Source organism: Pseudomonas sp. PNPG3, from assembly GCF_023093815.1.
GTDB lineage: Bacteria > Pseudomonadota > Gammaproteobacteria > Pseudomonadales > Pseudomonadaceae > Aquipseudomonas > Aquipseudomonas asiatica.
Window position 1 is genome coordinate 19653 of the sequence record NZ_JALLKV010000052.1, and the last position, 21235, is coordinate 40887.

23 protein-coding genes and 2 pseudogenes are annotated in these 21235 nt (G+C 61.4%); 8 read left to right on the plus strand and 17 right to left on the minus strand.

What is annotated here, in order from left to right; all coding sequences use genetic code 11:
• Positions 1-60 precede the first annotated feature (60 nt).
• The 9 genes and pseudogenes from MJ643_RS24510 to MJ643_RS24550 form a co-directional block, all read right to left on the minus strand.
• Positions 61-867: a DUF3618 domain-containing protein gene (locus MJ643_RS24510; protein ID WP_013972589.1), complete on the minus strand. Its 807-nt coding sequence runs from the start codon at positions 865-867 to the stop codon at positions 61-63.
• A complete protein-coding gene (locus MJ643_RS24515; RefSeq protein ID WP_024087114.1) occupies positions 864-1292 on the minus strand; it encodes a phage holin family protein in 429 nt (142 codons plus the stop codon). The genes MJ643_RS24510 and MJ643_RS24515 overlap by 4 nt, the downstream gene beginning before the upstream one ends.
• Positions 1292-1879 carry a hypothetical protein gene (locus MJ643_RS24520; protein ID WP_013972587.1) on the minus strand — a complete coding sequence of 196 codons (588 nt, stop codon included), beginning with the start codon at positions 1877-1879 and terminating at the stop codon, positions 1292-1294. Before MJ643_RS24520 ends, MJ643_RS24515 begins: the two co-directional genes overlap by 1 nt.
• Before the next feature lie 241 nt (positions 1880-2120).
• Positions 2121-2645 carry a hypothetical protein gene (locus MJ643_RS24525; RefSeq protein ID WP_013972586.1) on the minus strand — a complete coding sequence of 175 codons (525 nt, stop codon included), beginning with the start codon at positions 2643-2645 and terminating at the stop codon, positions 2121-2123.
• A 106-nt stretch (positions 2646-2751) separates the two neighbouring features.
• Positions 2752-3048 carry a DUF6555 family protein gene (locus tag MJ643_RS24530; protein ID WP_024087113.1) on the minus strand — a complete coding sequence of 99 codons (297 nt, stop codon included), beginning with the start codon at positions 3046-3048 and terminating at the stop codon, positions 2752-2754.
• Between the two features lie 112 nt (positions 3049-3160).
• Positions 3161-3874: pseudogene (locus tag MJ643_RS24535) on the minus strand (DUF72 domain-containing protein).
• Positions 3874-4170 carry a hypothetical protein gene (locus MJ643_RS24540; RefSeq protein ID WP_013972584.1) on the minus strand — a complete coding sequence of 99 codons (297 nt, stop codon included), beginning with the start codon at positions 4168-4170 and terminating at the stop codon, positions 3874-3876. The pseudogene MJ643_RS24535 and the gene MJ643_RS24540 overlap by 1 nt, the downstream one beginning before the upstream one ends.
• Before the next feature lie 18 nt (positions 4171-4188).
• The gene (locus tag MJ643_RS24545) at positions 4189-4407 is read right to left on the minus strand and encodes a hypothetical protein (RefSeq protein ID WP_013972583.1); all 219 of its coding nucleotides are present in this window, start codon (positions 4405-4407) and stop codon (positions 4189-4191) included.
• Between the two features lie 100 nt (positions 4408-4507).
• Entirely contained in the window at positions 4508-5041 is a 534-nt protein-coding gene (locus MJ643_RS24550) for a cupin domain-containing protein (RefSeq protein ID WP_208209565.1), read from the minus strand.
• A 139-nt stretch (positions 5042-5180) separates the two neighbouring features.
• On the opposite strand from MJ643_RS24550, the pseudogene MJ643_RS24555 reads away from it, so the two are divergent.
• Positions 5181-6968 (plus strand): annotated as a pseudogene (locus MJ643_RS24555) (thiamine pyrophosphate-requiring protein).
• 87 nt (positions 6969-7055) lie between these two features.
• Complete coding sequence (locus MJ643_RS24560; protein ID WP_013972580.1) at positions 7056-7922, plus strand: patatin-like phospholipase family protein; 867 nt, start codon at positions 7056-7058, stop codon at positions 7920-7922.
• A gap of 22 nt (positions 7923-7944) precedes the next feature.
• Here MJ643_RS24560 and MJ643_RS24565 read toward each other — a convergent pair whose 3' ends face one another.
• Complete coding sequence (locus tag MJ643_RS24565; RefSeq protein ID WP_023663529.1) at positions 7945-8403, minus strand: MaoC family dehydratase; 459 nt, start codon at positions 8401-8403, stop codon at positions 7945-7947.
• Positions 8404-8503: 100 nt separating this feature from the next.
• On the minus strand, positions 8504-9394 hold the full coding sequence (locus tag MJ643_RS24570; protein WP_013972578.1) for a LysR family transcriptional regulator: 891 nt from the start codon (positions 9392-9394) through the stop codon (positions 8504-8506).
• A gap of 127 nt (positions 9395-9521) precedes the next feature.
• On the opposite strand from MJ643_RS24570, the gene MJ643_RS24575 reads away from it, so the two are divergent.
• Positions 9522-10352 (plus strand): oxidoreductase, encoded by an 831-nt coding sequence (locus MJ643_RS24575; protein ID WP_024087110.1) that lies wholly within the window; start codon positions 9522-9524, stop codon positions 10350-10352.
• A gap of 533 nt (positions 10353-10885) precedes the next feature.
• Here MJ643_RS24575 and MJ643_RS24580 read toward each other — a convergent pair.
• The 3 genes from MJ643_RS24580 to MJ643_RS24590 all read right to left on the minus strand — a co-directional run bounded on the left by MJ643_RS24580 (position 10886) and on the right by MJ643_RS24590 (position 12335).
• A complete protein-coding gene (locus MJ643_RS24580; RefSeq protein WP_023662316.1) occupies positions 10886-11386 on the minus strand; it encodes a peroxiredoxin in 501 nt (166 codons plus the stop codon).
• A 90-nt stretch (positions 11387-11476) separates the two neighbouring features.
• Positions 11477-11896, minus strand: a complete 420-nt coding sequence (locus MJ643_RS24585; RefSeq protein WP_024087109.1) for a DUF6691 family protein — start codon at positions 11894-11896, stop codon at positions 11477-11479.
• 1 nt (position 11897) lies between these two features.
• Positions 11898-12335 carry a hypothetical protein gene (locus tag MJ643_RS24590; protein WP_003258763.1) on the minus strand — a complete coding sequence of 146 codons (438 nt, stop codon included), beginning with the start codon at positions 12333-12335 and terminating at the stop codon, positions 11898-11900.
• 238 nt (positions 12336-12573) lie between these two features.
• On the opposite strand from MJ643_RS24590, the gene MJ643_RS24595 reads away from it, so the two are divergent.
• A complete protein-coding gene (locus MJ643_RS24595) occupies positions 12574-12996 on the plus strand; it encodes a hypothetical protein (protein WP_024087108.1) in 423 nt (140 codons plus the stop codon).
• 18 nt (positions 12997-13014) lie between these two features.
• Here the strand turns inward: MJ643_RS24595 and MJ643_RS24600 are convergent, their stop codons facing one another.
• Positions 13015-13656, minus strand: a complete 642-nt coding sequence (locus MJ643_RS24600) for a dTMP kinase (protein WP_013972571.1) — start codon at positions 13654-13656, stop codon at positions 13015-13017.
• 91 nt (positions 13657-13747) lie between these two features.
• The gene (locus MJ643_RS24605) at positions 13748-14536 is read right to left on the minus strand and encodes a LuxR C-terminal-related transcriptional regulator (RefSeq protein ID WP_013972570.1); all 789 of its coding nucleotides are present in this window, start codon (positions 14534-14536) and stop codon (positions 13748-13750) included.
• Positions 14537-14698: 162 nt separating this feature from the next.
• Between MJ643_RS24605 and MJ643_RS24610 the strand changes: the two genes are divergently transcribed.
• Both MJ643_RS24610 and MJ643_RS24615 read left to right on the plus strand, forming a co-directional pair.
• A complete protein-coding gene (locus MJ643_RS24610; protein ID WP_024087107.1) occupies positions 14699-15520 on the plus strand; it encodes a carbon-nitrogen hydrolase family protein in 822 nt (273 codons plus the stop codon).
• A gap of 99 nt (positions 15521-15619) precedes the next feature.
• On the plus strand, positions 15620-16942 hold the full coding sequence (locus tag MJ643_RS24615) for an APC family permease (protein WP_013972568.1): 1323 nt from the start codon (positions 15620-15622) through the stop codon (positions 16940-16942).
• Between the two features lie 134 nt (positions 16943-17076).
• On the opposite strand, the gene MJ643_RS24620 is transcribed toward MJ643_RS24615, so the two are convergent.
• The gene (locus MJ643_RS24620; protein ID WP_247727029.1) at positions 17077-18720 is read right to left on the minus strand and encodes an acetolactate synthase large subunit; all 1644 of its coding nucleotides are present in this window, start codon (positions 18718-18720) and stop codon (positions 17077-17079) included.
• Positions 18721-18890: 170 nt separating this feature from the next.
• Here MJ643_RS24620 and MJ643_RS24625 point away from each other — a divergent pair, with 170 nt between their 5' ends.
• Together MJ643_RS24625 and MJ643_RS24630 are read left to right on the plus strand one after the other, a co-directional pair.
• Complete coding sequence (locus MJ643_RS24625) at positions 18891-19772, plus strand: LysR family transcriptional regulator (RefSeq protein WP_038409629.1); 882 nt, start codon at positions 18891-18893, stop codon at positions 19770-19772.
• Between the two features lie 181 nt (positions 19773-19953).
• On the plus strand, positions 19954-21138 hold the full coding sequence (locus MJ643_RS24630; protein WP_023660858.1) for an MFS transporter: 1185 nt from the start codon (positions 19954-19956) through the stop codon (positions 21136-21138).
• The last annotated feature ends 97 nt before the right edge of the window (positions 21139-21235 follow it).

Genomic DNA, 21235 nt, shown 5'->3' on the forward strand with positions numbered 1-21235 from the left:
CGTGATGAGCCGCCAGCCCTCTGCGCAGGCAGAGGGGCCGGCGACGCACATCCAGCGGGATCAGGAATTGAAGCCCAACCCTGAGGAAAGGTCGGAGTCTCCAGGCTTGCGCTCCGCCTGTGTCGACGCTTTACCACCCGCCTGATCGAGCGACTCTTCGACCGACGCCTTCACCTCGCGGCCCTTGGCCTTGAGCGTGTCGGTCAAGCGATCGCTGCTGGCGCCCATCAGCTGGTCTTCCTTGCGGGTACTGGGTAGCGCCGCCCCCAATGCCGCACCCAGCGCTATCCCCAAAGCGGCCAATACCAGCGGTTGCTCCTGAAGCAGATGATCGAACTGGCCCTTCAGAGCCGTGGCCTGATCTGCGGCTTTATGTGCCGAATGGCGCAGGGTATCCGCAGAAGCCCCCACGGAGTCGCGAGCGCCGCTGCCAACTTCGCTGGCCCGATCGCGCATGTCATGGGCTTTCATGCGCACCTTCTGGCTAGCGTCGTGCACTGCCTCCCCCGCCTGCGCGAAAGCGCCCTTCACCGTGTCCACCGCGTCGCCGAGCTTTTCGCCCAACCCAGGCCCATGGTGCGCAGGCCCGGGGTTGAAGGGGCGGTTCTGGTTCAGGCCCAGCCAGGCCAGGCCCAATACCGTCAGGGTTGCGGGTACGGGGTTGTTCTTGAGGGTGGTGCCAAGGTTCTCGAAGAACTCGCCGCCATTGCCCTTGGCATAGGCCAGGACCCGGTCGACCATCTGGCCCGGGCTCAGGCGCTGTTCGAGGGCGTCCACCAGATCGCTGATGTGCTCGCGCTTGGCGTTGATTTCCTGCTCGAGCAAGTCAGGGTCTTTGTGCGCTTCATGTTCGAAGGAAGTGGTCATGGCAGTTTCCTCTTCAGCGTGTCCTTGTCCTGCTGCATGGCATGCAAGGTACGGTCAGGGGCCAGGTGCGTGGGTTCGAACCGTTTCTTGCCCGACTGCAACATGATGAACCCGATTACCAAGGTGACCGCGCCCACGATCAGGGCTGCCAGCCAGGGTTCGAGCACCGTCGCCAAGGCGTAGACTGCCGCCAGCAACAGGATGACGAAGCCCGCCAGCATCACGATCGCACCCGCTGCCACCGCAGCCGTGCCGGCCTTGAGGGTGGCGAGGTTCTGCTGCAGCTCTGCCTTGGCCAGCGCCAGCTCCTTGGTGAACAGGTCCGGTACTTCCCGCATCAGCTGGCGCAACAAACCGCCAACACCGACGGCGTCGTCTTCCGCCGTGTGCAAGCTCGGGGTGGTATGCAAGGGTTCTTTGTTCATCATTCACCTCCTTTGAGAGGATCGCGTTCGAACGGGCTGCCACTGACCGGCGTGCCTGCACCAGGGCCGACTGGGTCGACTGGGGTGAAAGGTTCACGGGTGGATACGTCGCTACCACGATCAGGCACTGGCTGCGCGGGGTGGGACTGTTGCCAATCACCGGACGACGCAGGGGTGGTGGACTCATGGCTGGTGCTGGCTCGCATGAAACGCGATACGGCAAACCCGATGGCGACGCTACCGGCCAGGAATAGCGCCGGGTTGCTCCTGGCCAACTGAGCACCACGCTGCAGCAGGCTTTCGGCACTTTCATGGCGTACCTGTTCGGCGAACTCACCCACGCACTCTGCTGCCTGGTTCAGGTACTGCGACAGCCCGAGACTGTCCTTGCCTTGCAGTGCAGCTGCCGCCGAACGCGCACCTTCCTCGAGCGAATCAAGCTGATCGGCTGCGTTATCGCGGTAATGTTCGAACTGCTCGCTGCCTTTGTGCCTGGCCTCGCCAAGCAGCGCACCGGCGTCGTCGATAAAGGCATGCTCCTGGGTGCTACCGGGTGGAGATGTCGAACTTTGATTGGTCTTGTCCATCGTTTCGCCCTCGAAGCTGATTGTTGGGTGAGTGCCGCTTTTATTGGGGCATTCATTCGAGGGACGCAGGTGAGGTGGCAGGAGTTCAGCGTTTGTGATCTATGACATTTGTCCAGAGGACCAAAGAAAATAGCGCAATCAATCTTGGTTGCTGGTACCGGAGCAGAGGCTTTGCATGTGGCGGTAATCAGCGTCGACAACGATCGCAGCACCGCCTTGTAAGGGGGTGCAGCTGTGCTGCTCACGCCAGCTGGATGAAGACCGCGTAGATACCGAGAACCATCCAGAAGACCAGGAATATCCAAGGCGTACGCAGCGAAAACAACAACGACTTACGGTGCCCGGCCTCTGAAATTTCAGCCTCACTGAACAATGGCGATTCGTCATACGCCAGCCCCATCAATGGCTCGCTGCGCAGCAGGTGGCTCTGTTTCACTTGCCAATGCTCGATGATCTTGTAGGCCGCGCGAATACCCGGCCAGGCATTGAGTGAACTCAATACGCCCAGCAATGCGAGAAACGGGGGAACCACCAGCGTGAACATCTCGCCCCAGCTCTGGTTGAGGTTACTCATTGACGACACGAAGGCGATCACCAGAAACGACTGGGCAGCTAGATAGGCGTCAGTGCGGTTGGCAAGGATGCTGGTCTCGTACTGGATTTCACGGCGGTAGAAATCCAGGCGTTCCTTTGGCGAGCCGAACATGCGGGCGTTCCGCTCGCTGATCTCGTGTTCAGGGGTGCCTGGAGTGATGATTTGCGGCACGTACTGGCTCCTGAAAGTGAGAGTGGTGATGCCTCGAAACTTGGGAAGCGAACCCATGAGCGCAAGCCTGCCTGAAGATTTCAGGCAGGCTTGCGCACAACAAGCTTCAGGTATTGCCGGTACCGCTATTGGAGAACTTCTTTACATCAATGGTCGGTGCGACGAATTCCGGCCCGTCGCCCGATACCCGCCAGCGCACATTGTTGATGCCGTAGCGCTCAGCCATCGGCCGGCTGACCTTCTTGATCTTGTGCTGGCCGAACCGTGGAATGATACCCACGCCGGCATCGCAACTTGCCCAGTGCCAGGCTTCGGCGTTGTCCATACGCTCGAGCCGGATGATGAAGGTGCGAAATTCCCCATGAAGCTCGTACTCGATCACATACAACTGCTGTCCAGCCATTGCACTCTCCTTCACCAATTCAGACTAATGGAGCGAGCAACGTGTAAAAAGATTCATTAATTTTGACTGGTTGGTCATCGCTCTTTTCCATCGCCATGCTTCCATCACTTCCTCAGCGCAAATGCCGCTCCAGAGCCAGTGCATTGGCTATCGCAGCACCGGAGGCGGTGTTGTCGAAAATGCACCAGGTGGGCACTCCGGCGGCAAGGCTGTACCGCAAGTGTTCAGCCAGACGCTGCAGATATTCGTCGGGATACTCGCTGTGGTAGATCCTCGGTTCGCCATGCAGGCGCCAGTAGACCAGCCCCGGCCAACCTCCCGGTTGCGCATCGGTAACGAAGCGCGACGGGCTCGCGGCAACCTGGGCGATGCGCAAATCGACCAGCATCGGCTGAGCCGATTGCCAGCTGGCGTGCCTGGGCTCCAGCGCTACCGGCCCGTCATACCGTTGCCGCAAGCTTTCGAAGAAACGTCGCGCATGCTGGGGGGCATGGCCAAGCGATGGCGGCAGTTGTACCAGCAGGCAACCCAGGCGGTCGCCCAACTGCCCGCATTGAGCAAGAAACCTGTCCAGCGCGTCCTCGCACCCGCAGAGCCGCTGCTAATGGCTGATGACCTTGGGCACCTTCACCGCAAAGCGGAAATGCTCTGGTACGGACGCAGCCCAACGGGCATAGGTTTCCGGGCGATGGGGCCGGTAGAAGGAACTGTTGATTTCCACCGCATTGAAGCGGGTGGCGTAGCGTTGCAGGTGGCTGCCGGGCTGCGCAAATGCCTCGGCGTAACGGCTCGACAGGCTCCAGCCAGCGCAACCCAGATAAATCATCAGCTACCGGCTGGTTCGCCACGCAACGCCTCGCCCTCACCCGCGACGCGCCGGGCATACCCCACACCCCACAGCAACGCACGCCTCATGGTTTCCCCCGCGCGTTGGTCATAGATCCGTTCGCACAGCACCGAACCGTCAGTGCGATAGACGCCAATGAACAACTGCGTGGCGCCTGTGCGTGACAAGCGCGTCTGCACTTCCAGGCAAGTGCCGGTGCCGAGCGTTTCCTCATGGGTTTGATGGTGCAGGATCGGGTCGCACCACTTTCTATAGGTTTCACCTCTTCTTTTCATCTGCCAGCCCTCACCTCTTCACGGTTGCTGATAATGCCCCGGCGACGTGCCTGGCTCATGGTCGTGCTCCAGACGTTGCACCTGCACGTCAGTGAAAGATGACGCTTCGTTGCGGTGCAGGCCTTGGAGGTAATCGCGCGCTGCTTCGCGGCTAAGGTCTTCCTGGTCGCTGCGCAATTCGCAGGTGCCGGGTTGGTTGTCGAGGATGTAGCTGATCAGGTACAGGTACTGGGCCATCGCTGTAACTCCTGCTGGCTGAATGAAATCGGGCGACTCAGCTCGATTGATCCTGGCTTGAGTGCAGCCGTTTAGCAGGGGCGACGACCGGCTCAGGCACTCAGCGCCAGGCCGCCATCAGGGCACCACGCGTGCCGTTGACCGGGTCTTGTGCGGGGCCGGGCACGGAGGCGATTCGCGCCAGCGTCTGCTGGTGCGCTGCGCTTTCTGGGCGCTGGATATCGTAGTTTTCCTGCCCCTTGGGATAGGCGCCGACCACCAGAAAATCATCGCTGCTCTCGACGCAGCGATGGCCAGTTCCTGCCGGCAGTACCAGTACGTCGCCGCACTTCACGCTTATGGTCTGCCCCGCTTCGTCGCCCAGCGTCACCCGCGCCCGGCCGCATGCGATGCCCAGAACTTCATGAGCATTGGGGTGAAAGTGATGGTAATCGAAGATCCCACCGCGCCACAGCGGCACCCACTGGTGTGCGGTGAACAGCGCCTCGAAGGCACTGGCGCAGTCTTGCGACGGGTTGAGTTGCAAGCGGTACAGCAATACCGGGAAACGGCTGTTCGGCGTTGCACCGTCGTCCTTGAAATACAAGGTCTGCACGGTGGCACCCGCAGTGTCTGTCGCATTCATGTCGAGCATCCTGATCCTGTTGTCCGTTCACTTGCGAACCCGATGGCTCATGCAAGGTTCCAGTCGGTAGACCAGTGCGCACACGCTTGAAACTTTCCCGATCCGCGCCAAGTCCAGACCCCTATCGGTCACAGGACGGGAGAAGGCAATGACCAGCACGGTAGGCGACTTTCTGGTGGAGCGCATGTATCAATGGGGGGTGCGGCGCATCTTCGGTTACCCCGGCGACGGCATCAATGGGGTATTTGGGGCGTTGAGCCGGGCCGAGGGCAAGATCCAGTTCATCCAGACACGCCACGAGGAAATGGCAGCCTTCATGGCCAGCGCCCATGCCAAGTTCACCGGCGAATTGGGCGTGTGCATTGCCACCTCCGGCCCCGGCGCTTCACATCTGCTTACCGGCCTGTATGACGCGCGCATGGATCACCAGCCGGTGCTGGCCATCGTCGGTCAGCAGGCGCGAGCAGCGCTTGGCGGGCATTACCAGCAGGAGCTGGACCTGCTGTCGATGTTCAAGGACGTCGCAGGTGCCTTCGTCCAGCAGGCTTCGACCCCGGAACAGGTGCGCCACTTGCTCGATCGCGCCGTACGTACCGCCGTCGGCGAACGCCGGGTCACCGCCATCATCCTGCCCAACGACCTGCAGGACCTGCCCTACCACGAACCACCGAAAGCCCATGGCACGGTGCATTCCGGCATCGGCTACAGAAGGCCCAGGGTGGTGCCTTTCGAGCAGGACCTGCAACGTGCCGCCGAGGTACTCAACGCTGGACGAAAAGTGGCGATCCTGGTCGGAGCCGGTGCACTGCAAGCCACCGAACAGGTGATCGCGGTAGCTGAAACGCTTGGTGCAGGCGTGGCCAAGGCGCTGCTGGGCAAGGCCGTAGTGGCAGACAACCTGCCCTGGGTCACCGGCGCCATCGGGCTGCTAGGTACCGAACCGAGTTATCGGTTGATGAGCGAATGCGACACCTTGCTGATGATAGGTTCCGGCTTCCCCTACGCCGAGTTCCTGCCTGAGGAAGGCCAGGCCCGTGGCGTGCAGATCGATTTGCAGCCAGACATGCTCAGCCTGCGCTACCCCATGGAGGTCAACCTGGTCGGTGACGCCAGCGAAACGCTGCGGGCACTGCTGCCATTGCTCGAACACAAGACCGAGCGCCGTTGGCGCGACAAGGTTGAAGGCTGGCGCGCAGACTGGGACAAGACCCTGCAGAAACGCGCCTTGGTAAAGGCCGACCCGATCAACCCCCAGCGCGTGGTGCACGAACTCTCCCCTCGCCTGCCCGACCACGCCATCGTCACCAGCGACTCCGGGTCCTGCGCCAACTGGTTTGCCCGCGACCTGCAGATACGCCAGGGCATGCAGTGTTCGTTGTCCGGTGGCCTGGCCAGCATGGGCGCGGCGGTACCCTATGCCATCGCCGCCAAGTTCGCCCATCCGCAGCGCAGCGTGGTGGCATTGGTGGGTGACGGGGCGATGCAGATGAACAACCTGGCCGAGCTGATCACCGTCGCCAAGTAGTGGCGCCTGTGGGAAAACCCCCAGTGGATCTGCGCGGTGTTCAACAACGAAGACCTCAACCAGGTGACCTGGGAACAACGGGTAATGGAGGGCGACCCCAAGTTCGAGGCCTCACAGGCGATTCCTGATGTGCCCTACCACCTGTTCGCCATCTCCATCGGTTTGCAAGGCATCTATGTGGAACGCGAAGAAGACATTGCCGGCGCCTGGGAGCGAGCCCTGGCGGCTGACCGGCCGGTGTTGATCGAGTTCAAGACCGATCCGGACGTACCTCCCTTGCCGCCGCACATCAAGCTTGAACAGGCGAAGAAGTTCGCCAGCAGCCTGCTCAAGGGCGACCCGGACCAGGCTGGGGTCATCGTGCAGACGGCCAGGCAAGTTCTCGGTTCGGTATTGCCGGGCAAGAAATGAGATGTGCGCGGCACTGGCAGCAACCAGCCCCGCCGGCACCCGGCCAACTACACTCAGTCGACACACGTCTGCGCAGAGACAGCAATCATGCCTACGCAAACCGCAATCGTGTTCGCTGGCGGCGGCAGTCTGGGTGCGGTCCAGGTGGGGATGCTGCGGGCCCTGGTCGAAGCCGAAGTCCAGTTCGACATGGTGGTTGGCGCCTCGGTAGGCGCCATCAACGGTGCCTACTTTGCAGCAAGGCCCAACGCTCAGGGTGTCGAGACACTCGCCGAATTCTGGCGGGGCCTGAGCAGAACCGACATCTTTCCGTTGTCCTGGCTCGATACCTGCCGAGGCCTGCTCAAACGGCGTGGTTTCCTGCTGCAACCAGCGGCCTTGCACCGATTGCTTGGCAAGGCGCTGCCGATCCATCGCATCGAGGATGCGAAACTGCCCCTGCATATCGTCACCACCGACCTGCTAAGTGGTGCCGAGACAGTGCTGCGCAATGGCGAGCTCGAGCAGGCGCTACTGGCCAGCGCCGCGATACCGCTGGTGTTCCCTTGCGTGCAGATCGGCGGCCAGTTCCTGGTGGATGGCGGTGTGGCAAGCAACACGCCTATTTCGACTGCCGTAGCGCTGGGCGCCAGCAATGTCGTGGTAATCCCCACCGGGCTCAGCTGCGCCTTGACTCAACCGCCCCGCGGCCTTGTCGCCTTGGCCTTGCACACTGTCAACCTGATGAGCATGCGCCAGCTTGTGAGTGACATCGAACACTTCCGCACGCTCACCAGCCTGCATATCGTTCCGCCCTTGTGCCCGGTCGATGTCTCGGTATTCAACTTCGACCAGACCGAGTCGTTGCTGGAGCGGGCCTATGAGCAGACGCTTCGGTGGCTGGACCACGGCGGGCTCGAACGGACCAAGGTGCCGGGTGCCCTGACCGTTCACTCGCATGCCCATGAGCATTGAATGATGTGGACAGTTCGGGGCCTTACACATCTGCCCGGCGAAACACCAATACCCTTGAAACAGTGGTTTGGCATACGGCATCGTCCTGATTGAGCGTGATGCTCTCAAGGACAGCGAAGCCCCGGTCAGGCTTGGACTTCGACGCGGCAAGCTCCCTTATGGTTGTGGTCACTCGCAACAGGTCACCTGGTCGCACGGCCCTTGGCCAGCTGATTTCGCTGCCGGCGCCGATGAGCCCTCCAGCCACTGGAACACTCTCTACCAACAACCGCATCGTGACTGCGCAGGTATGCCAGCCGCTAGCAGCCAGCCCAGCAAAAAAGGTTTCTTGGGCAGCATCGGGGTCCGTATGGAATGGCTGGGGGTCGAACTCCGAGGCGAAACTCATGATCCCCTCCTGGGTCATTTCATACGAGCCGCTCATGAAGGACTCACCTACTTGCAAGTCCTCGAAAAAGAGCCTTTCAGGTGCAGAAGCCATGAGTTACCTCCGGGGTATGCAGGCAGCGGCGGAAAAGCGAACGTCTGGAACTGGCGCCAGTTTAGCCCTTCCCTACCTGCCTCCAAAAGCCACGCTCACGCTAGCGCTGCTCCCGTACGAACTCGATGAAGGCCCTCAACGCCGCAGGCACCTGGCGGCGGCTCGGGTAGTACAGATACAGCCCCGGGTAGTAGTGACACCAGTCCTCCAGCACCTGCTGCAAATGGCCACGCTCCAGGTGCTCCTTGGCCATGTCTTCGAACACGTAGGCCAGGCCGAGCCCTTGCAAGGCAGGCGCCAGCATCAGGCTGACGTCACCCAATACCAAGGGCCCCTGGACATCGACCTCCAGTTGCACACCCCCGCGCTCGAACTCCCATCGATAAAGTGCGCCACCAGGGAAGCGGTGCCCGATGCAAGGTAGTTGCTTCAAGTCTTGCGGGTGCTGTGGAACAGGATATCGATCAAAAAACGCGGGCGCCGCTACCACCACCGAACGAAGGTAAGGGCCGATGGGCAGCGAAACCATGTCCGCCTGGAGTCGCTCCCCCAGGCGCACGCCAGCGTCAAAGCCGGTGCCCACCATGTCCACCAGCGCATCGTCACTGACGATTTCCAGGCGTATATCCGGATACGCCAGCAGAAAGCGATTGGCCAGTGGCAGTAGCGCGAGCTCTACTGCGGCGCGCCCGGCAGTGATACGCAGGTTGCCTGACGGTTTGTCGCGGAAGTTGTTGAGGTCCTCCAGCGCGTCGGCGATGTCCCGAAAGGCCGGTTGCAGCCTCTGGTAAAGACGCTCCCCGGCCTCGGTAAGCGCCACACTGCGCGTGGTGCGGTTGAACAGGCGAACATCAAGACGGGTTTCCAGAGCCCGCAGCGCATGGCTCAGGGCCGAGGGCGTAAGGCCCAGCTCGACTGCCGCGCGGCTGAAGTTCAGGTGGCGGGCAATGCACAGGAACAGGGACAGATCGGCGGTGCTGGTTGGCTTCATTACTGAAAGCTACTCAAAGGCCTATGTAATATTCATGGGATTATCACAGCAATCCGCAGATTTTAAAGTTCGCTCAACTCATCGAGAAGGCCCGCATGGTGCAGGGTCGGATACAGGAGGAGTTGACATGCGTACCTGGCTCATTACTGGCGCTTCCCGCGGTTTCGGCACCCTGATCGCCCAACAGGCCCTGGCAGCGGGTGACGCCGTCATCGCAACGGCGCGTAACCCGGAAGCCATCGAGGCTCGCCTTGGCCGGCACCCGAACCTGCTGGCCGTGCGCCTGGATGTGACCCGCGAAGAGGACGCCCATGCGGCGGTCGCTGCTGGCATCAAGCATTTCGGGCAAATCGACGTGCTGGTCAACAATGCCGGTTATGGCGTGCTCGGCGCGGTAGAAGAAACCAGCGCCAGCGAAACCGAACGGCTGTTCGCCACCAACGTTTTCGGGCTGCTCAACGTAACCCGCGCCGTACTGCCCCACATGCGTCGCCAACGCAGCGGCCACGTGATCAACATCTCGTCGCTCGGCGGCTACCAGGCCTACACGGGCTGGGGGGTGTACGGTTCGACCAAGTTCGCGGTCGAAGGCATCAGCGAAGCGATGCATCAGGAGCTGGCCCCCTTGGGGATCAAGGTGACCGTGGTCGAGCCGGGCTTCTTCCGTACCGACTTCCTGGATGACCAATCGCTGGTGAAGACAGCCTTGGAGCTGCCTGACTACGCAGCCACCGTCGGCGTCATGCGCCACCACGCCGAGGCGGCCAACCATGCCCAGCCCGGCAACCCTGCGAAGCTGGCCGAAGCCCTGCTGGCCCTGGTCAATGCAGCGAACCCGCCACTGCGCCTGGCGCTGGGCAGCGATGCCGTCGCGCGCATCGAGGCCAAGAACAGCGCGGTAGAGCAAGAGCTGGCCCAGTGGCGGGACCTGTCGCTCTCTACCGACTTTGCCGCGTAGCCGTCGCTGGCGTGCCAAACCTGAACCGGGGGCGCCGGTTCAGGTTGTCAGTGGCATTGAACAGCCGCCTCGACAATCAGCTGGACCAAGAGCGTAACCTGCACGCTCAAGGCAACGTTTGAAGGGTGAACCAGGGCAATGAAGCGGTCGACCTGGCGCCCACCAAATGACGAGCGATCGTAGCGCAGGCATCTTCCGAGTGATTGAAAGCGGGACTACCACGCTGAACGTGCTAGGCAATGCAATCGCACCACTGGTGATTGCCCGTTGGGAGGGGGTTCAGTTGAAGCCATCCCGGAGTGAGGCGCCCAGCGGAGGTTGATGGGCCTATTTAGTACCCGTTCTCATAGAACAACACATGAATCATTGATTTAGCAGGGCCCTGTGGGAGCGGGTTCACCCGCGAACACCGGCGAAGCCGGTGCCAAGCACCGCATTGGATTCTTCGCGGGTAAACCCGCTCCCCAGCGGTACGCGAAACACCCGCATGCTCAGTTTTCAGCGAGACAGCGCATGCCTTCAGTGCTCACGAACTAACGCAGCAAGGCCAACATGCTCGCAGCGTCGCTGCACTCGAACTTGCCGGGTGCTTCGACCGCAATGTGCCTGACCACCAAGTCGTCGACCAACATGGCATAGCGTTGCGAACGCCGACCCATGCCGCGTGCCGATAGGTCCTGGATCAGGCCCAGCGCCTCGTTGAATTCACCATTGCCATCGCCAATCATCCTGACCGCCTCGCCCACCTGCAGGCTCGCGCCCCAGGCATTCATGACGAATGCATCATTGACCGAAACACAGAGAATTTCGGCAACCCCGGCAGCGAACAGGTCCTGGGCCGCGGCCACGTAGCCCGGTACATGCCGCTGCGAACAGGTAGGCGTGAAGGCACCAGGCAAGCCGAAGATCACCACTTTTTTCTGCTTGCAGCGCTCGTGCAGGGAAAACGCGTTCGGGCCGATTGCACAGCCGCCCTCGCCGTTGCTGTACTGGTAAAGCGTTACGTCGGGCAGTGTTTCGCCGGTCTTGATCATCGTTTTCTCCGTGGGGCGGTAAATGGCCAGGCATGATGCAGCATCCACCAAGGTGCGTACATACAGCGGTCTGGCCTGGAAAGTTGGATGTCAGCTACCACGACGCGCCTCAAGCCACTGGAACAACCCCATGCCAACCAGCATCGCAGCGACGAACAGCCAGGCCTGCCAGTACCCTGCAGGCAGCAGCACCAGGGCCGGCCCCGGGCAGATGCCCGCAAGCCCCCAGCCAATGCCGAATACCAGGCTGCCGCCGATAAGGCGGCGGTCCACATCGCGTCGGCCAGGCAATTGCATCGCCCCACCCAGCAGGGCCGTTGGATGACCGCTCGCCCAGCGCATCGGTATCCATGCTGCGGCAATCGCCCCGATCATCACCAGCGCCAATGAAGGGTCCCATTGCCCGGCAATGTCGAGGAAACCGAGCACCTTGGCAGGGTCGGCCATGCCTGCAAGCAACAACCCCACGCCGAACAGCAGCCCGGCGATGAAACCACTGAACACTGGCATGTCAGGCCCCTTGTACGAGATGGCGGACCACATACACCGTGGCAAAACCGGTAGCCATGAAGCACAGCGTTGCCACCGCCGAACGGGGTGACAGGCGCGACAGGCCACAGACGCCGTGGCCGCTGGTGCAACCGCTGCCGTAGCGGGTGCCGAGCCCTACCAGCAGGCCCGCTGCGATGAGTGTCCAGGATGCCGTGGTGAAACGGGCTGACGGCAGCGTGGCAAATATCCCCCAAAGCAACGGGGCTGCCAGCAGCCCCAAAAGAAAGGCAAGCTTTTCTCTGCGCCCTTCCCCGCCTCGCTGCAGCATCGAACCGAGCAAACCACTGATTCCTGCAATACGGCCATTCACCACCGCGAACAGCCCAGCCCCCAGCCCGATCAACACACCACCAGCCAGCGCGGACCATGGTGTAAAGGCCAGCCAATCAATTGCCATCGTATTTCTCCCGGAACATGAACAAGAGAACAATTAACGGTTCAGTAAGAAAGCTGAAAAATACCACGACCCTATGCCGACAACTTCAATGAGATTAGCCAGCCTATTCAAAGTACATGAAGCTGCACTTGTTTGATGCAGGTCAAATTCGCGACCAGATGGCCGCCTAGACTGCAATCATCCAGGCATACCAAGGCCTCGAGGCACGTCGTATATATCCATAAAAGTGGAGTTCGCCATGCAAACGCAATTGAAGTTGGTTCTTGCTGTTGTTCTGGCCGGTAGTGCATTCATGGCGCATGCCGAAGCCAAAAATCAGGCTGGCGACGCCTCCACCAGCGCCCCAGCCGCCAGTACAACTTCCGAGTCGCCCATGCACAAGGCGATGAGCGAGCAAATGCACAAGATGCAGGTTGCTCATGACAAAGCCGCAGCCGCGAAGACCCCTGCCGAGCGCCAGGCCGCCATGCGCGAGGGCATGAAGACAATGAAGGAGAGCATGGCCATGCTGCACCAGCAACATGCTGCGGGCTGCATGGGTTCGGGCATGGGAATGTCGGGAGCCAAGGGTGGCATGGGTATGGGCGACGGAATGATGGACATGATGATGAAGATGATGGATCAGCAGTCGTCGATGATGGATATGCCCATGAAGCAGTAACCAGTACTTGCTGTTGTTTCAGCACTGATCGCACTGCGGTCGATGGCGTGGTCGAAGCACGCCATCGATCTCGGCCACTATCTGCCGCGTTGCATCCTCGATGGCCCCTTCATTACGGCACAATACCCAGCCGTGTTCCGCAACCGCACGCTCGAACGCTTCGGTACAGGCAACCTGCTCGACCAGGCTATGGATCACCGTACTGCCCAGCCCGCGCGTCCTTGCCGCGGCTCTTGCCCATGAAGTATCGGGGGCCGTGACGACCCCGACATGCAAATCGGGCACTTGCACATTTCGCTCGAGGTTCAGGCGCAGGATCTCGTCGAACGCCACGCTGCGGCGAAATGCGGCATCAGAAGGGTACCAGCGATCGATCAGGATGATGCTGCCCGCTGGCTGCCTGGGCAGCACGTGTCGGGAAATCCAGGCACGGCTTTCGGCGAAGCGCTCGCATACCCTCAATTCCAGGTCCCGGGAGGGGTTTCTGACCAGTTGATTGACAAGGGCCATGGTTTCCCCCCGGTAGGGGTCGCTTTTTTTCTCGCAAAGCCGGATCACTTTCTTGTTGTCAGCCCGCAAGGCCTTGGTAACCGCCTCCAGAAGCGTGGTCTTGCCGGTGCCCTTGGGCCCATCGATGGAAACAAACAGCGGGCGGGTCATTTTTAATTACCAGTCGAATCTGAAGATGCAGCGCAGGCCTGGGTGCCACAGTATTCATCACAAGCCAGTGGAGCCATACAGCTAGCCTGATTCAACCCAGCTGGGCCTGAAGAAACAGCGAAAAAAGCTCCGACTGCGATTTGATACCCAACTTGCTGTACATATGCTTGCGGTGCACTTTCACTGTCTCCACGGAGATTTCAAGCTTGCGCGCAATTTCTTTGCTGGAACACCCGCTCAGCATCAGCCGCCCCACCTCCAGCTCACGCCCGGTCAGCGGCGACTCCATCTGCTCGACCCTGTCCTCCATGCGGCTTTGCCAGTGCGGCGCAGGTTTGGTGGCCTCTTCCAGCAACTCCCGCTCGAACGTCATCCGCTGGCGCATCAGCGCAGTGACCCATGGCCGCAACAGTTCCAGCAGGGTGACCTGTTCGATGCTGAACCGGCGCTTGCTACCCAACGACAGGCACAGCGTGCGCTGCGCATCCAGCTGCACGTTGAACTGAATTTCATCGGCAACCACGTTAAGTCGGAAATAGCGCTGGTAGTAGTCCGTCTGCTCGAAACACTCAGGGGCCACATCCGCCAGGCGCACCAGGCCGGACACCGCAGCCTCTCGGCTAGCCACGTAGAAAGGGTCCAGCAGGTACAAGCCCTTCAGGTAGTCCTGGAACAGCGGGTCAGGGTTGCCGTCTGCACTGGGGCACTCGGCGAACACCTGCGGGCGCCCTGCGGAAAACAGCAGCGCAACCCAGCTGTCGCAGGCAACGTACTCGTTCAGCAACCGCACCAAGGCTGTCCAGAAGTGGTCCTTGTCGAGGGTTTCGATCAATTGGCCTACCGAGCGGTGCCAGGCGATGTCGTGCAGCGTAAAATTCATCCTCTACCCCTGTTGGGTTACCACGTGGGCGTAATACCCCCCGCCATGATGACCACCCCATAATCCGGGCTAGCTTACGCTGAGCGAACCTGTACCGGGATCGTTTTTTACACCCCATACCGCCAGGGCATGGCGGTCGAAGCTGTTAGTCGAGGATTGGAAATGAAGGTAGAGCTTGTCCAACTGGCCGGTCGCGATGGCGATACCGCGTACAACCTGCAGCGCACCATCGAAGCGATCGGCAACTGCGGCGCCGATACCGATCTGCTGGTCTTCCCGGAAACCCAGCTGATGGGCTTCCCAACCGAAGAAAACATCGGCCGCATCGCCGAGCCACTGGATGGCCCGAGCATCACGGCAGTCCAACAGGCCGCACAAGCGCAGAATGTTGCCGTAGTCGTCGGGATGGCCGAAGCCGCAGACGACGGCCGTTTCTACAACACCACCGTGCTGGTCACGCCTGAAGGCGTAGCGCTCACCTATCGCAAAACCCACCTTTGGGCATCGGACTGCGGGGTTTTCACCCCAGGCGACCGTTTTGCGACAGCCCTGTTCAAAGGCATCCGTGTCGGCCTGCTGATCTGCTTTGACATCGAATTCCCGGAAACCGCCCGTGCCCTGGGGCAGCTGGGCGCAGAACTGATCATCATCACCAACGGCAACATGGACCCGTACGGGCCCACCCACAGAACCGCCATCACCGCACGCGCCATGGAAAACCAGGCCTTTGCGGTCATGGTCAACCGCGTGGGTGATGGTGATGGCGGCCTGGTCTTCGCCGGCGGCAGTGCCGTCGTCGACCCGTACGGCCAGTTGCTGTGCGAAGCCGGCCGTGGCGAGTGCCGGATAACCGTCGAGCTGGCCATGGACCAACTGCAGCAGTCACGGCGCGATTACACCTACATCGCCCAGCGCCGCATCCAGCTGCCGGGTGAACAGGTCGAGCACGCCAACGGTCTTCGCGAACTGATCATCCCCTCCTGAAAATTCCACCCTTCCAGGCTCTATTACTGGAATGCAAGGCCGCCAGAGACGGCAGCGTGTTCGACTCTGAATAACAATCACAAGCTGGAGCAAGCAGTAATGGCCACACTCAAGCGAACGCTTTCGCTGGGCTCGGTGGTGCTTTTCGGCATCGCCTACATGACCCCCATCATCGTCCTGGGCACATTCGGTATCCTGGCCGAGACCACGGGAGGGAGGGTACCTGCAGCCTACCTCGCTGCAGCCATCGCCATGCTCTTTACCGCCTTGAGCTACGGCCACATGGCGCGCGCCTTCCCGGTCGCCGGGTCCGCCTATACCTACGTGCGCAAATCGATCAGCCCACAGCTGGGCTTCATCACCGGTTGGGCGGTGTTGCTCGACTACCTGTTCCTGCCCATGGCGATCTGGCTCATTGGCGCGGCCTATCTGCACTCGGCGTTCCCGGGCGTGCCACAAGCCATTTGGGTGTTGGCATTCATCGGCATCACAACAACGATCAATGTAATCGGCCTGCGGCTGGCCAAGACCGTCAATGGCCTGTTGATGTTCATTCAGCTGCTGGTGCTGGCGGCGTTCGTTGCACTGGCGGTGCACTATGTCTGGGGCGACCCCACGGTACCACTGTGGACACTCGAGCCGTTCTACAAGGAAGGCACCCAGTTGCCGCTGATCATGAGCGGTGCGGCGATTGCCTGCTATTCATTCCTGGGCTTCGACGCGGTCAGTACCCTGACCGAAGAAACCAAGGAACCACGCAAGAACATCCCGAAAGCCATCCTGCTGATCACCCTGATCGGTGGCGGGCTGTTCATCGCCTGCAGCTACTTCGTTCAGCTCGCTCACCCGTCCACCGACTTTGCCAACGCCGACGCGGCGGCTTATGAAATCGCCCAGAACATCGGTGGCGACATCTTCGTCAGCATCTTCCTGCTGGGGCTGATCGTCGGCCAGTTCACTTCTGGCCTGTCGGCGCAAGCCAGCGCCTCCCGGCTGCTGTATGCGATGGGGCGTGACGGAGTGCTGCCCAGGTCATTCTTCGGAAGGTTGAGCGAACGCTTCAGCACGCCGGTGCCCAGCATCATCCTGTGCGGGGTGGTCGCCCTGCTTGCCTTGCGCATGGACGTGACGACCTCCACCTCGTTCATCAACTTCGGTGCATTTCTCGCGTTCAGCCTGGTCAACCTGGCGGTAATCTTCCACTACTGGGTCGCCATGCAGCAGCGTGGTGCGAACGCGCTACTGATGTATCTCGCGTTCCCCTTGGTGGGCTTTGCATCCACGTTGTGGCTGATGGCAAGTCTTGATCACCTGGCGATCTACCTGGGGGCAGGCTGGCTCTGCCTCGGCGTGCTCTACCTGACGGTGATTACCCGTGGTTTCAAGCGCAAGCCCCCGGAGATGCACTTCGAGGAAGCCTGAGCTGTCCACTCAGGTCGATACGGCGCTTTGAGCGATGCTCTGGATGGCACCGGCGGCGCCGGTGTTTGCGGTTGCGGATTCTGAGGCAGGTCGGATCGGCGCCAGCCTTGAGGTGGCGCCGATCCTGTCAGGCCTTACACCGCCAGCGCGCGCTCACGCAGCTCGCTATTGAGGATGCGGTCGTTCTCGCTGTAATCGACCGGGCAGTCGATCACGTGCACGCCCGGGGTCTTGATGCAGTGCTCCAGCAGCGGCAGCAGGCCTTCGGCGCTTTCCACGCGGTGGCCGTTGGCACCGTAGGCTTCGGCGTACTTGACGAAGTCCGGGTTGCCGTAGTCCAGGCCGAAATCGGTGAAGCCCATGTTCGCCTGCTTCCAGCGGATCATGCCGTAGCCGTCGTCACGCAGGATCACCACGGTGATGTGCATGCCCAGGCGTACCGCAGTTTCCAGCTCCTGGCTGTTCATCATGAAACCGCCGTCGCCGCAAACCGAGATCACCGGGCGGTCCGGGTGCACCAGGTGCGCGGCCATGGCCGATGGCAGGCCGGCGCCCATGGTTGCCAGGGCGTTGTCCAGCAGCACGGTGTTCGGCTTGTGTGCCTTGTAGTTGCGGGCGAACCAGATCTTGTAGATACCGTTGTCCAGGGCAACGATGCCTTCGGACGGCAGCACGCGACGGATGTCGGCGACCATGCGCTGCGGGTAGACCGGGAAGCGGTTGTCGTCGGCACCTTCGGCGATCTGCGCTTCGTTGGCTTCACGGATCGCCATCAGGCGGGTGAAGTCCCAGTGTGTGGTGTCGGTCAGCGCTTCGCTGATCTGCCATACGGCGTTGGCGATATCGCCGATCACTTCAACCTGCGGGAAGTACACGGCATCGACTTCGGCGGAGCGGAAGTTGATGTGAATGACTTCGGTGCCGCCACGGACCATGAAGAACGGCGGCTTCTCGATCACGTCGTGGCCGATGTTGACGATCAGGTCGGCGGCTTCGACGGCGCGGTGCACGAAGTCACCCGACGACAGTGCGGCGTTGCCCAGGAAGCGCGGGTGGCGCTCGTCGACCACACCTTTGCCCATCTGGGTGGTGATGAACGGGATACCGGTCTTGTCGATCAGCTGCTTGAGGACCTTCGCGGTCATCTTGCGGTTGGCGCCGGCGCCGATCACCAGGATCGGGTTGCGGGCGTTCAGCAGCTTTTGTACGGCTGCGTCGATCGCCACGTGCTCGGCCAGCGGACGGCGGTGCAGGCTTGGCGGGATCGGCAGTGCGTCGGTCTGCTCGGCGGCGATGTCTTCCGGCAGCTCCAGGTGCACGGCACCCGGCTTTTCTTCTTCAGCCAGGCGGAAGGCTTCGCGCATGCGCGAAGGGATGTTGTCAGCGGAGGCGAACTGGTGGGTGTACTTGGTGATGGGGTCCATCATGCCGCACACGTCGATGATCTGGAAACGGCCCTGCTTGGACTTCTTGATCGGCTTCTGGCCGGTGATCATCATCATCGGCATGCCGCCCAGGTAGGCGTAGGCGCTGGCGGTGACCAGGTTGGTGGCGCCAGGGCCGAGGGTCGACAGGCTGACGCCGGTCTTGCCGGTCAGGCGACCATAGGTGGCAGCCATGAAACCTGCGGACTGCTCGTGACGGGTAAGTACCAGCTTGATCTTCGACTTGCGCAGGGATTCCAGCAGATCGAGGTTTTCTTCACCGGGAATACCGAATACATACTCGACACCTTCGTTTTCCAGGCATTGCACAACGACATCGGCGGCCTTGGCCATTTGGGGTACTACCTCAAAATCTTTGTGGGATTGCAGATTTATTAAGCTGCGTGACTGAGATGTTGCAGGATGTCTCAGTGGCGCGCATCGTAGGCCCTCTGGTTAATAATAATAAATATATTGTTATGATGCTTGGCATCACAGTTTGTTATGAACGGTAACCCCCCTCAATGAACCTCAAGGCATTGCGCTGCTGCGTCGAGATCGTGCGCCAAGGCAGCTTCACCAAAGCCGCGCAGCACCTGCATATCGCCCAGCCGGCACTGAGCATGGCCGTTACCCGCCTGGAAGAAGAACTGGGCGTCACCCTGTTCAACCGCACCACGCGCAAAGTCATCCTGACAGCCGAGGGCGAACGCTTCCTGCCACGTATCGAATCGGCCCTGCGCGAAATGGATGTGGCGCGGCAAGAACTGCGCGACATGGCCGACCTGAAGCGCGGCGAAGTGCGCCTGGGTATCCCGCCGATGTTCGGCCTGCACTATGTGCCCGGCCTGATGAACGCCTTCCGCCAGCTGTACCCGGGCATTGCCATGACCGTGTTCGAAGGCAGTGCCGAGGACATCGGCCATCGCCTGGAACAACGGGAAATCGACCTGGCGTTGCTGGAGTCCCGGCGCGTGCCGCCCGACAAGGAATCGATCCTGCTGGGCAGCGACGAGATGCTGGCGTGCATGCACCCTGACCATCCCTATGCCGGCAAAGCCTTCCTCACGGCCGAGGACCTGCGCAATACCGACATGGTGGTATTCGATCGCACCTTCGTCCAGCGCCACCTGCTGGATGCGTTCTTTGCCGAACATGGCATCACCTACCGGGTAGCGCTGCAAAGCAACTTCGTATCGCTGGTGGTACAGGCCGCGCTGGACAACATGGGCGTGGCGACCCTGCTGCGCTCGGTGCAACAGCGCACACCGGGCATCGTCGGCGTACCGTTCCAGCCAGCGCAGCAGATGAGCTTCCGCTTGTGCTGGCGCTCGGGGGAATATCTGTCGCTGGCCAGCAAGCGCTTCATCGATTTTGCCGCGCAGACTCATTACCTGGAGCGCTGACTCCACCCTGCTCCGCTGCCACAGTCATTACGCAGATCTGCTGTGGGAGCGGACCTGCCCGCTCCCACAGGTGCTGCTTATGCCGCAGGTTCAGGAAGCCGGCCAGCTTCCTCGACGTCACCAGCACGGATTGACTATGATCCCGCCTTGAACGTTTCAGCATGTTTCAACAAGGATCCAGATGTCAGTTCAGGAATTACCCCCTCTCCCTAGCAAAAGTACCGTCGCGAAGATGGAAGCCGCCATGGCACTGGGCAGCTTTGCCATTGGCACCGGCGAGTTCGCCATCATGGGCCTGATGCCCGATATCGCCAGCAATCTGCAATTGAGCGAGCCCCAGGTGGGCCATGCCATCAGCGCCTATGCGCTGGGGGTGATGGTTGGCGCCCCGACACTGGCGATCATCGGTGCCAGGCTGTTGCGCAAGCACATGCTGCTGCTGTTGATGGCGCTGTATGCCATAGGCAACCTGGCTACCGCCTTTGCCCCCTCGTTCGGAGGCCTGGTCGCCTTCCGCTTCATCAGCGGCCTGCCCCATGGCGCCTACTTCGGCATCGCGGCGGTAGTGGCGTCGAGCATGGTGGCCAAGGACCAGCGGGCGGGGGCCGTGGCCCGGGTGATGATGGGGCTGACCGTGGCCATGTTGCTCGGCAACCCGGTTGCCACCTTGCTGGGCCAGTACTTCGGCTGGCGCTCGGCGTTCGTGCTGGTCGGCGCGATCGCCCTGTGCACCATCGCCCTGGTCTGGCGCTTCGTGCCCCAGCGCCACGATGAAGTGCGCAGCGACCCGCGCAAGGAACTGCAAGCCTTCACCCTGCCGCAAGTCTGGATGGCGCTGGGCATCGCCTCGATCGGCTTTGCCGGCATGTTCTGTGTGTTCAGCTACCTGGCGCCGACCATGTTGCAGGTGACCCAGGTGTCGCCGCAGTGGATTCCATTCGGCCTGGCGGCATTCGGCGTCGGCGGCATCGTCGGCAACATCGCCGGTGGCAAGCTGTTCGACCGCCTGCAGTTCCGCGCCGTCGGGCTGGTGCTGGTGTGGTCGATTGCCGTGCTGCTGTTCTTCAGCTTTGCCGCCCAGGCGCTGTGGAGCCTGCTGCTGGGCATTGGCCTGGTCGGCACCATGATTGCCCTGGCGGCGCCGTTGCAGATCCGCCTGATGGACATTGCCCATGAAGCGCCAAGCCTGGCGGCGGCGTCCAACCATGCGGCGTTCAACCTGGCCAATGCGCTGGGGCCGTGGCTGGGTGGCATGGCGATTACCGCGGGTATGGGCTGGACCAGCACCGGGTACATCGGCGCGGCTACGGCGCTGGTCGGGCTGGGGATCTACCTGGTGGCACGGCGGATGAAGGGTGGGCACTAAGGTTGAGGCCTGACAGATAGCGTGAAGGGGGCTGCCATGCAGCCCATCGCCGGCAAGCCAGCTTGTATGGTTAGACTTGAAGGGAGGAGGAGGGACA

Excerpts from the sequence above, each read along its gene's own strand:
- MJ643_RS24510 (WP_013972589.1), bottom strand. The coding sequence starts at position 867 with ATGACCACTTCCTTCGAACATGAAGCGCACAAAGACCCTGACTTGCTC.
- MJ643_RS24515 (WP_024087114.1), bottom strand. The coding sequence starts at position 1,292 with ATGAACAAAGAACCCTTGCATACCACCCCGAGCTTGCACACGGCGGAA.
- MJ643_RS24520 (WP_013972587.1), bottom strand. The coding sequence starts at position 1,879 with ATGGACAAGACCAATCAAAGTTCGACATCTCCACCCGGTAGCACCCAG.
- MJ643_RS24530 (WP_024087113.1), bottom strand. The coding sequence starts at position 3,048 with ATGGCTGGACAGCAGTTGTATGTGATCGAGTACGAGCTTCATGGGGAA.
- MJ643_RS24540 (WP_013972584.1), bottom strand. The coding sequence starts at position 4,170 with ATGAAAAGAAGAGGTGAAACCTATAGAAAGTGGTGCGACCCGATCCTG.
- MJ643_RS24545 (WP_013972583.1), bottom strand. The coding sequence starts at position 4,407 with ATGGCCCAGTACCTGTACCTGATCAGCTACATCCTCGACAACCAACCC.
- MJ643_RS24550 (WP_208209565.1), bottom strand. The coding sequence starts at position 5,041 with ATGCTCGACATGAATGCGACAGACACTGCGGGTGCCACCGTGCAGACC.
- MJ643_RS24560 (WP_013972580.1), top strand. The coding sequence starts at position 7,056 with ATGCCTACGCAAACCGCAATCGTGTTCGCTGGCGGCGGCAGTCTGGGT.
- MJ643_RS24565 (WP_023663529.1), bottom strand. The coding sequence starts at position 8,403 with ATGGCTTCTGCACCTGAAAGGCTCTTTTTCGAGGACTTGCAAGTAGGT.
- MJ643_RS24570 (WP_013972578.1), bottom strand. The coding sequence starts at position 9,394 with ATGAAGCCAACCAGCACCGCCGATCTGTCCCTGTTCCTGTGCATTGCC.
- MJ643_RS24575 (WP_024087110.1), top strand. The coding sequence starts at position 9,522 with ATGCGTACCTGGCTCATTACTGGCGCTTCCCGCGGTTTCGGCACCCTG.
- MJ643_RS24580 (WP_023662316.1), bottom strand. The coding sequence starts at position 11,386 with ATGATCAAGACCGGCGAAACACTGCCCGACGTAACGCTTTACCAGTAC.
- MJ643_RS24585 (WP_024087109.1), bottom strand. The coding sequence starts at position 11,896 with ATGCCAGTGTTCAGTGGTTTCATCGCCGGGCTGCTGTTCGGCGTGGGG.
- MJ643_RS24590 (WP_003258763.1), bottom strand. The coding sequence starts at position 12,335 with ATGGCAATTGATTGGCTGGCCTTTACACCATGGTCCGCGCTGGCTGGT.
- MJ643_RS24595 (WP_024087108.1), top strand. The coding sequence starts at position 12,574 with ATGCAAACGCAATTGAAGTTGGTTCTTGCTGTTGTTCTGGCCGGTAGT.
- MJ643_RS24600 (WP_013972571.1), bottom strand. The coding sequence starts at position 13,656 with ATGACCCGCCCGCTGTTTGTTTCCATCGATGGGCCCAAGGGCACCGGC.
- MJ643_RS24605 (WP_013972570.1), bottom strand. The coding sequence starts at position 14,536 with ATGAATTTTACGCTGCACGACATCGCCTGGCACCGCTCGGTAGGCCAA.
- MJ643_RS24610 (WP_024087107.1), top strand. The coding sequence starts at position 14,699 with ATGAAGGTAGAGCTTGTCCAACTGGCCGGTCGCGATGGCGATACCGCG.
- MJ643_RS24615 (WP_013972568.1), top strand. The coding sequence starts at position 15,620 with ATGGCCACACTCAAGCGAACGCTTTCGCTGGGCTCGGTGGTGCTTTTC.
- MJ643_RS24620 (WP_247727029.1), bottom strand. The coding sequence starts at position 18,720 with ATGGCCAAGGCCGCCGATGTCGTTGTGCAATGCCTGGAAAACGAAGGT.
- MJ643_RS24625 (WP_038409629.1), top strand. The coding sequence starts at position 18,891 with ATGAACCTCAAGGCATTGCGCTGCTGCGTCGAGATCGTGCGCCAAGGC.
- MJ643_RS24630 (WP_023660858.1), top strand. The coding sequence starts at position 19,954 with ATGTCAGTTCAGGAATTACCCCCTCTCCCTAGCAAAAGTACCGTCGCG.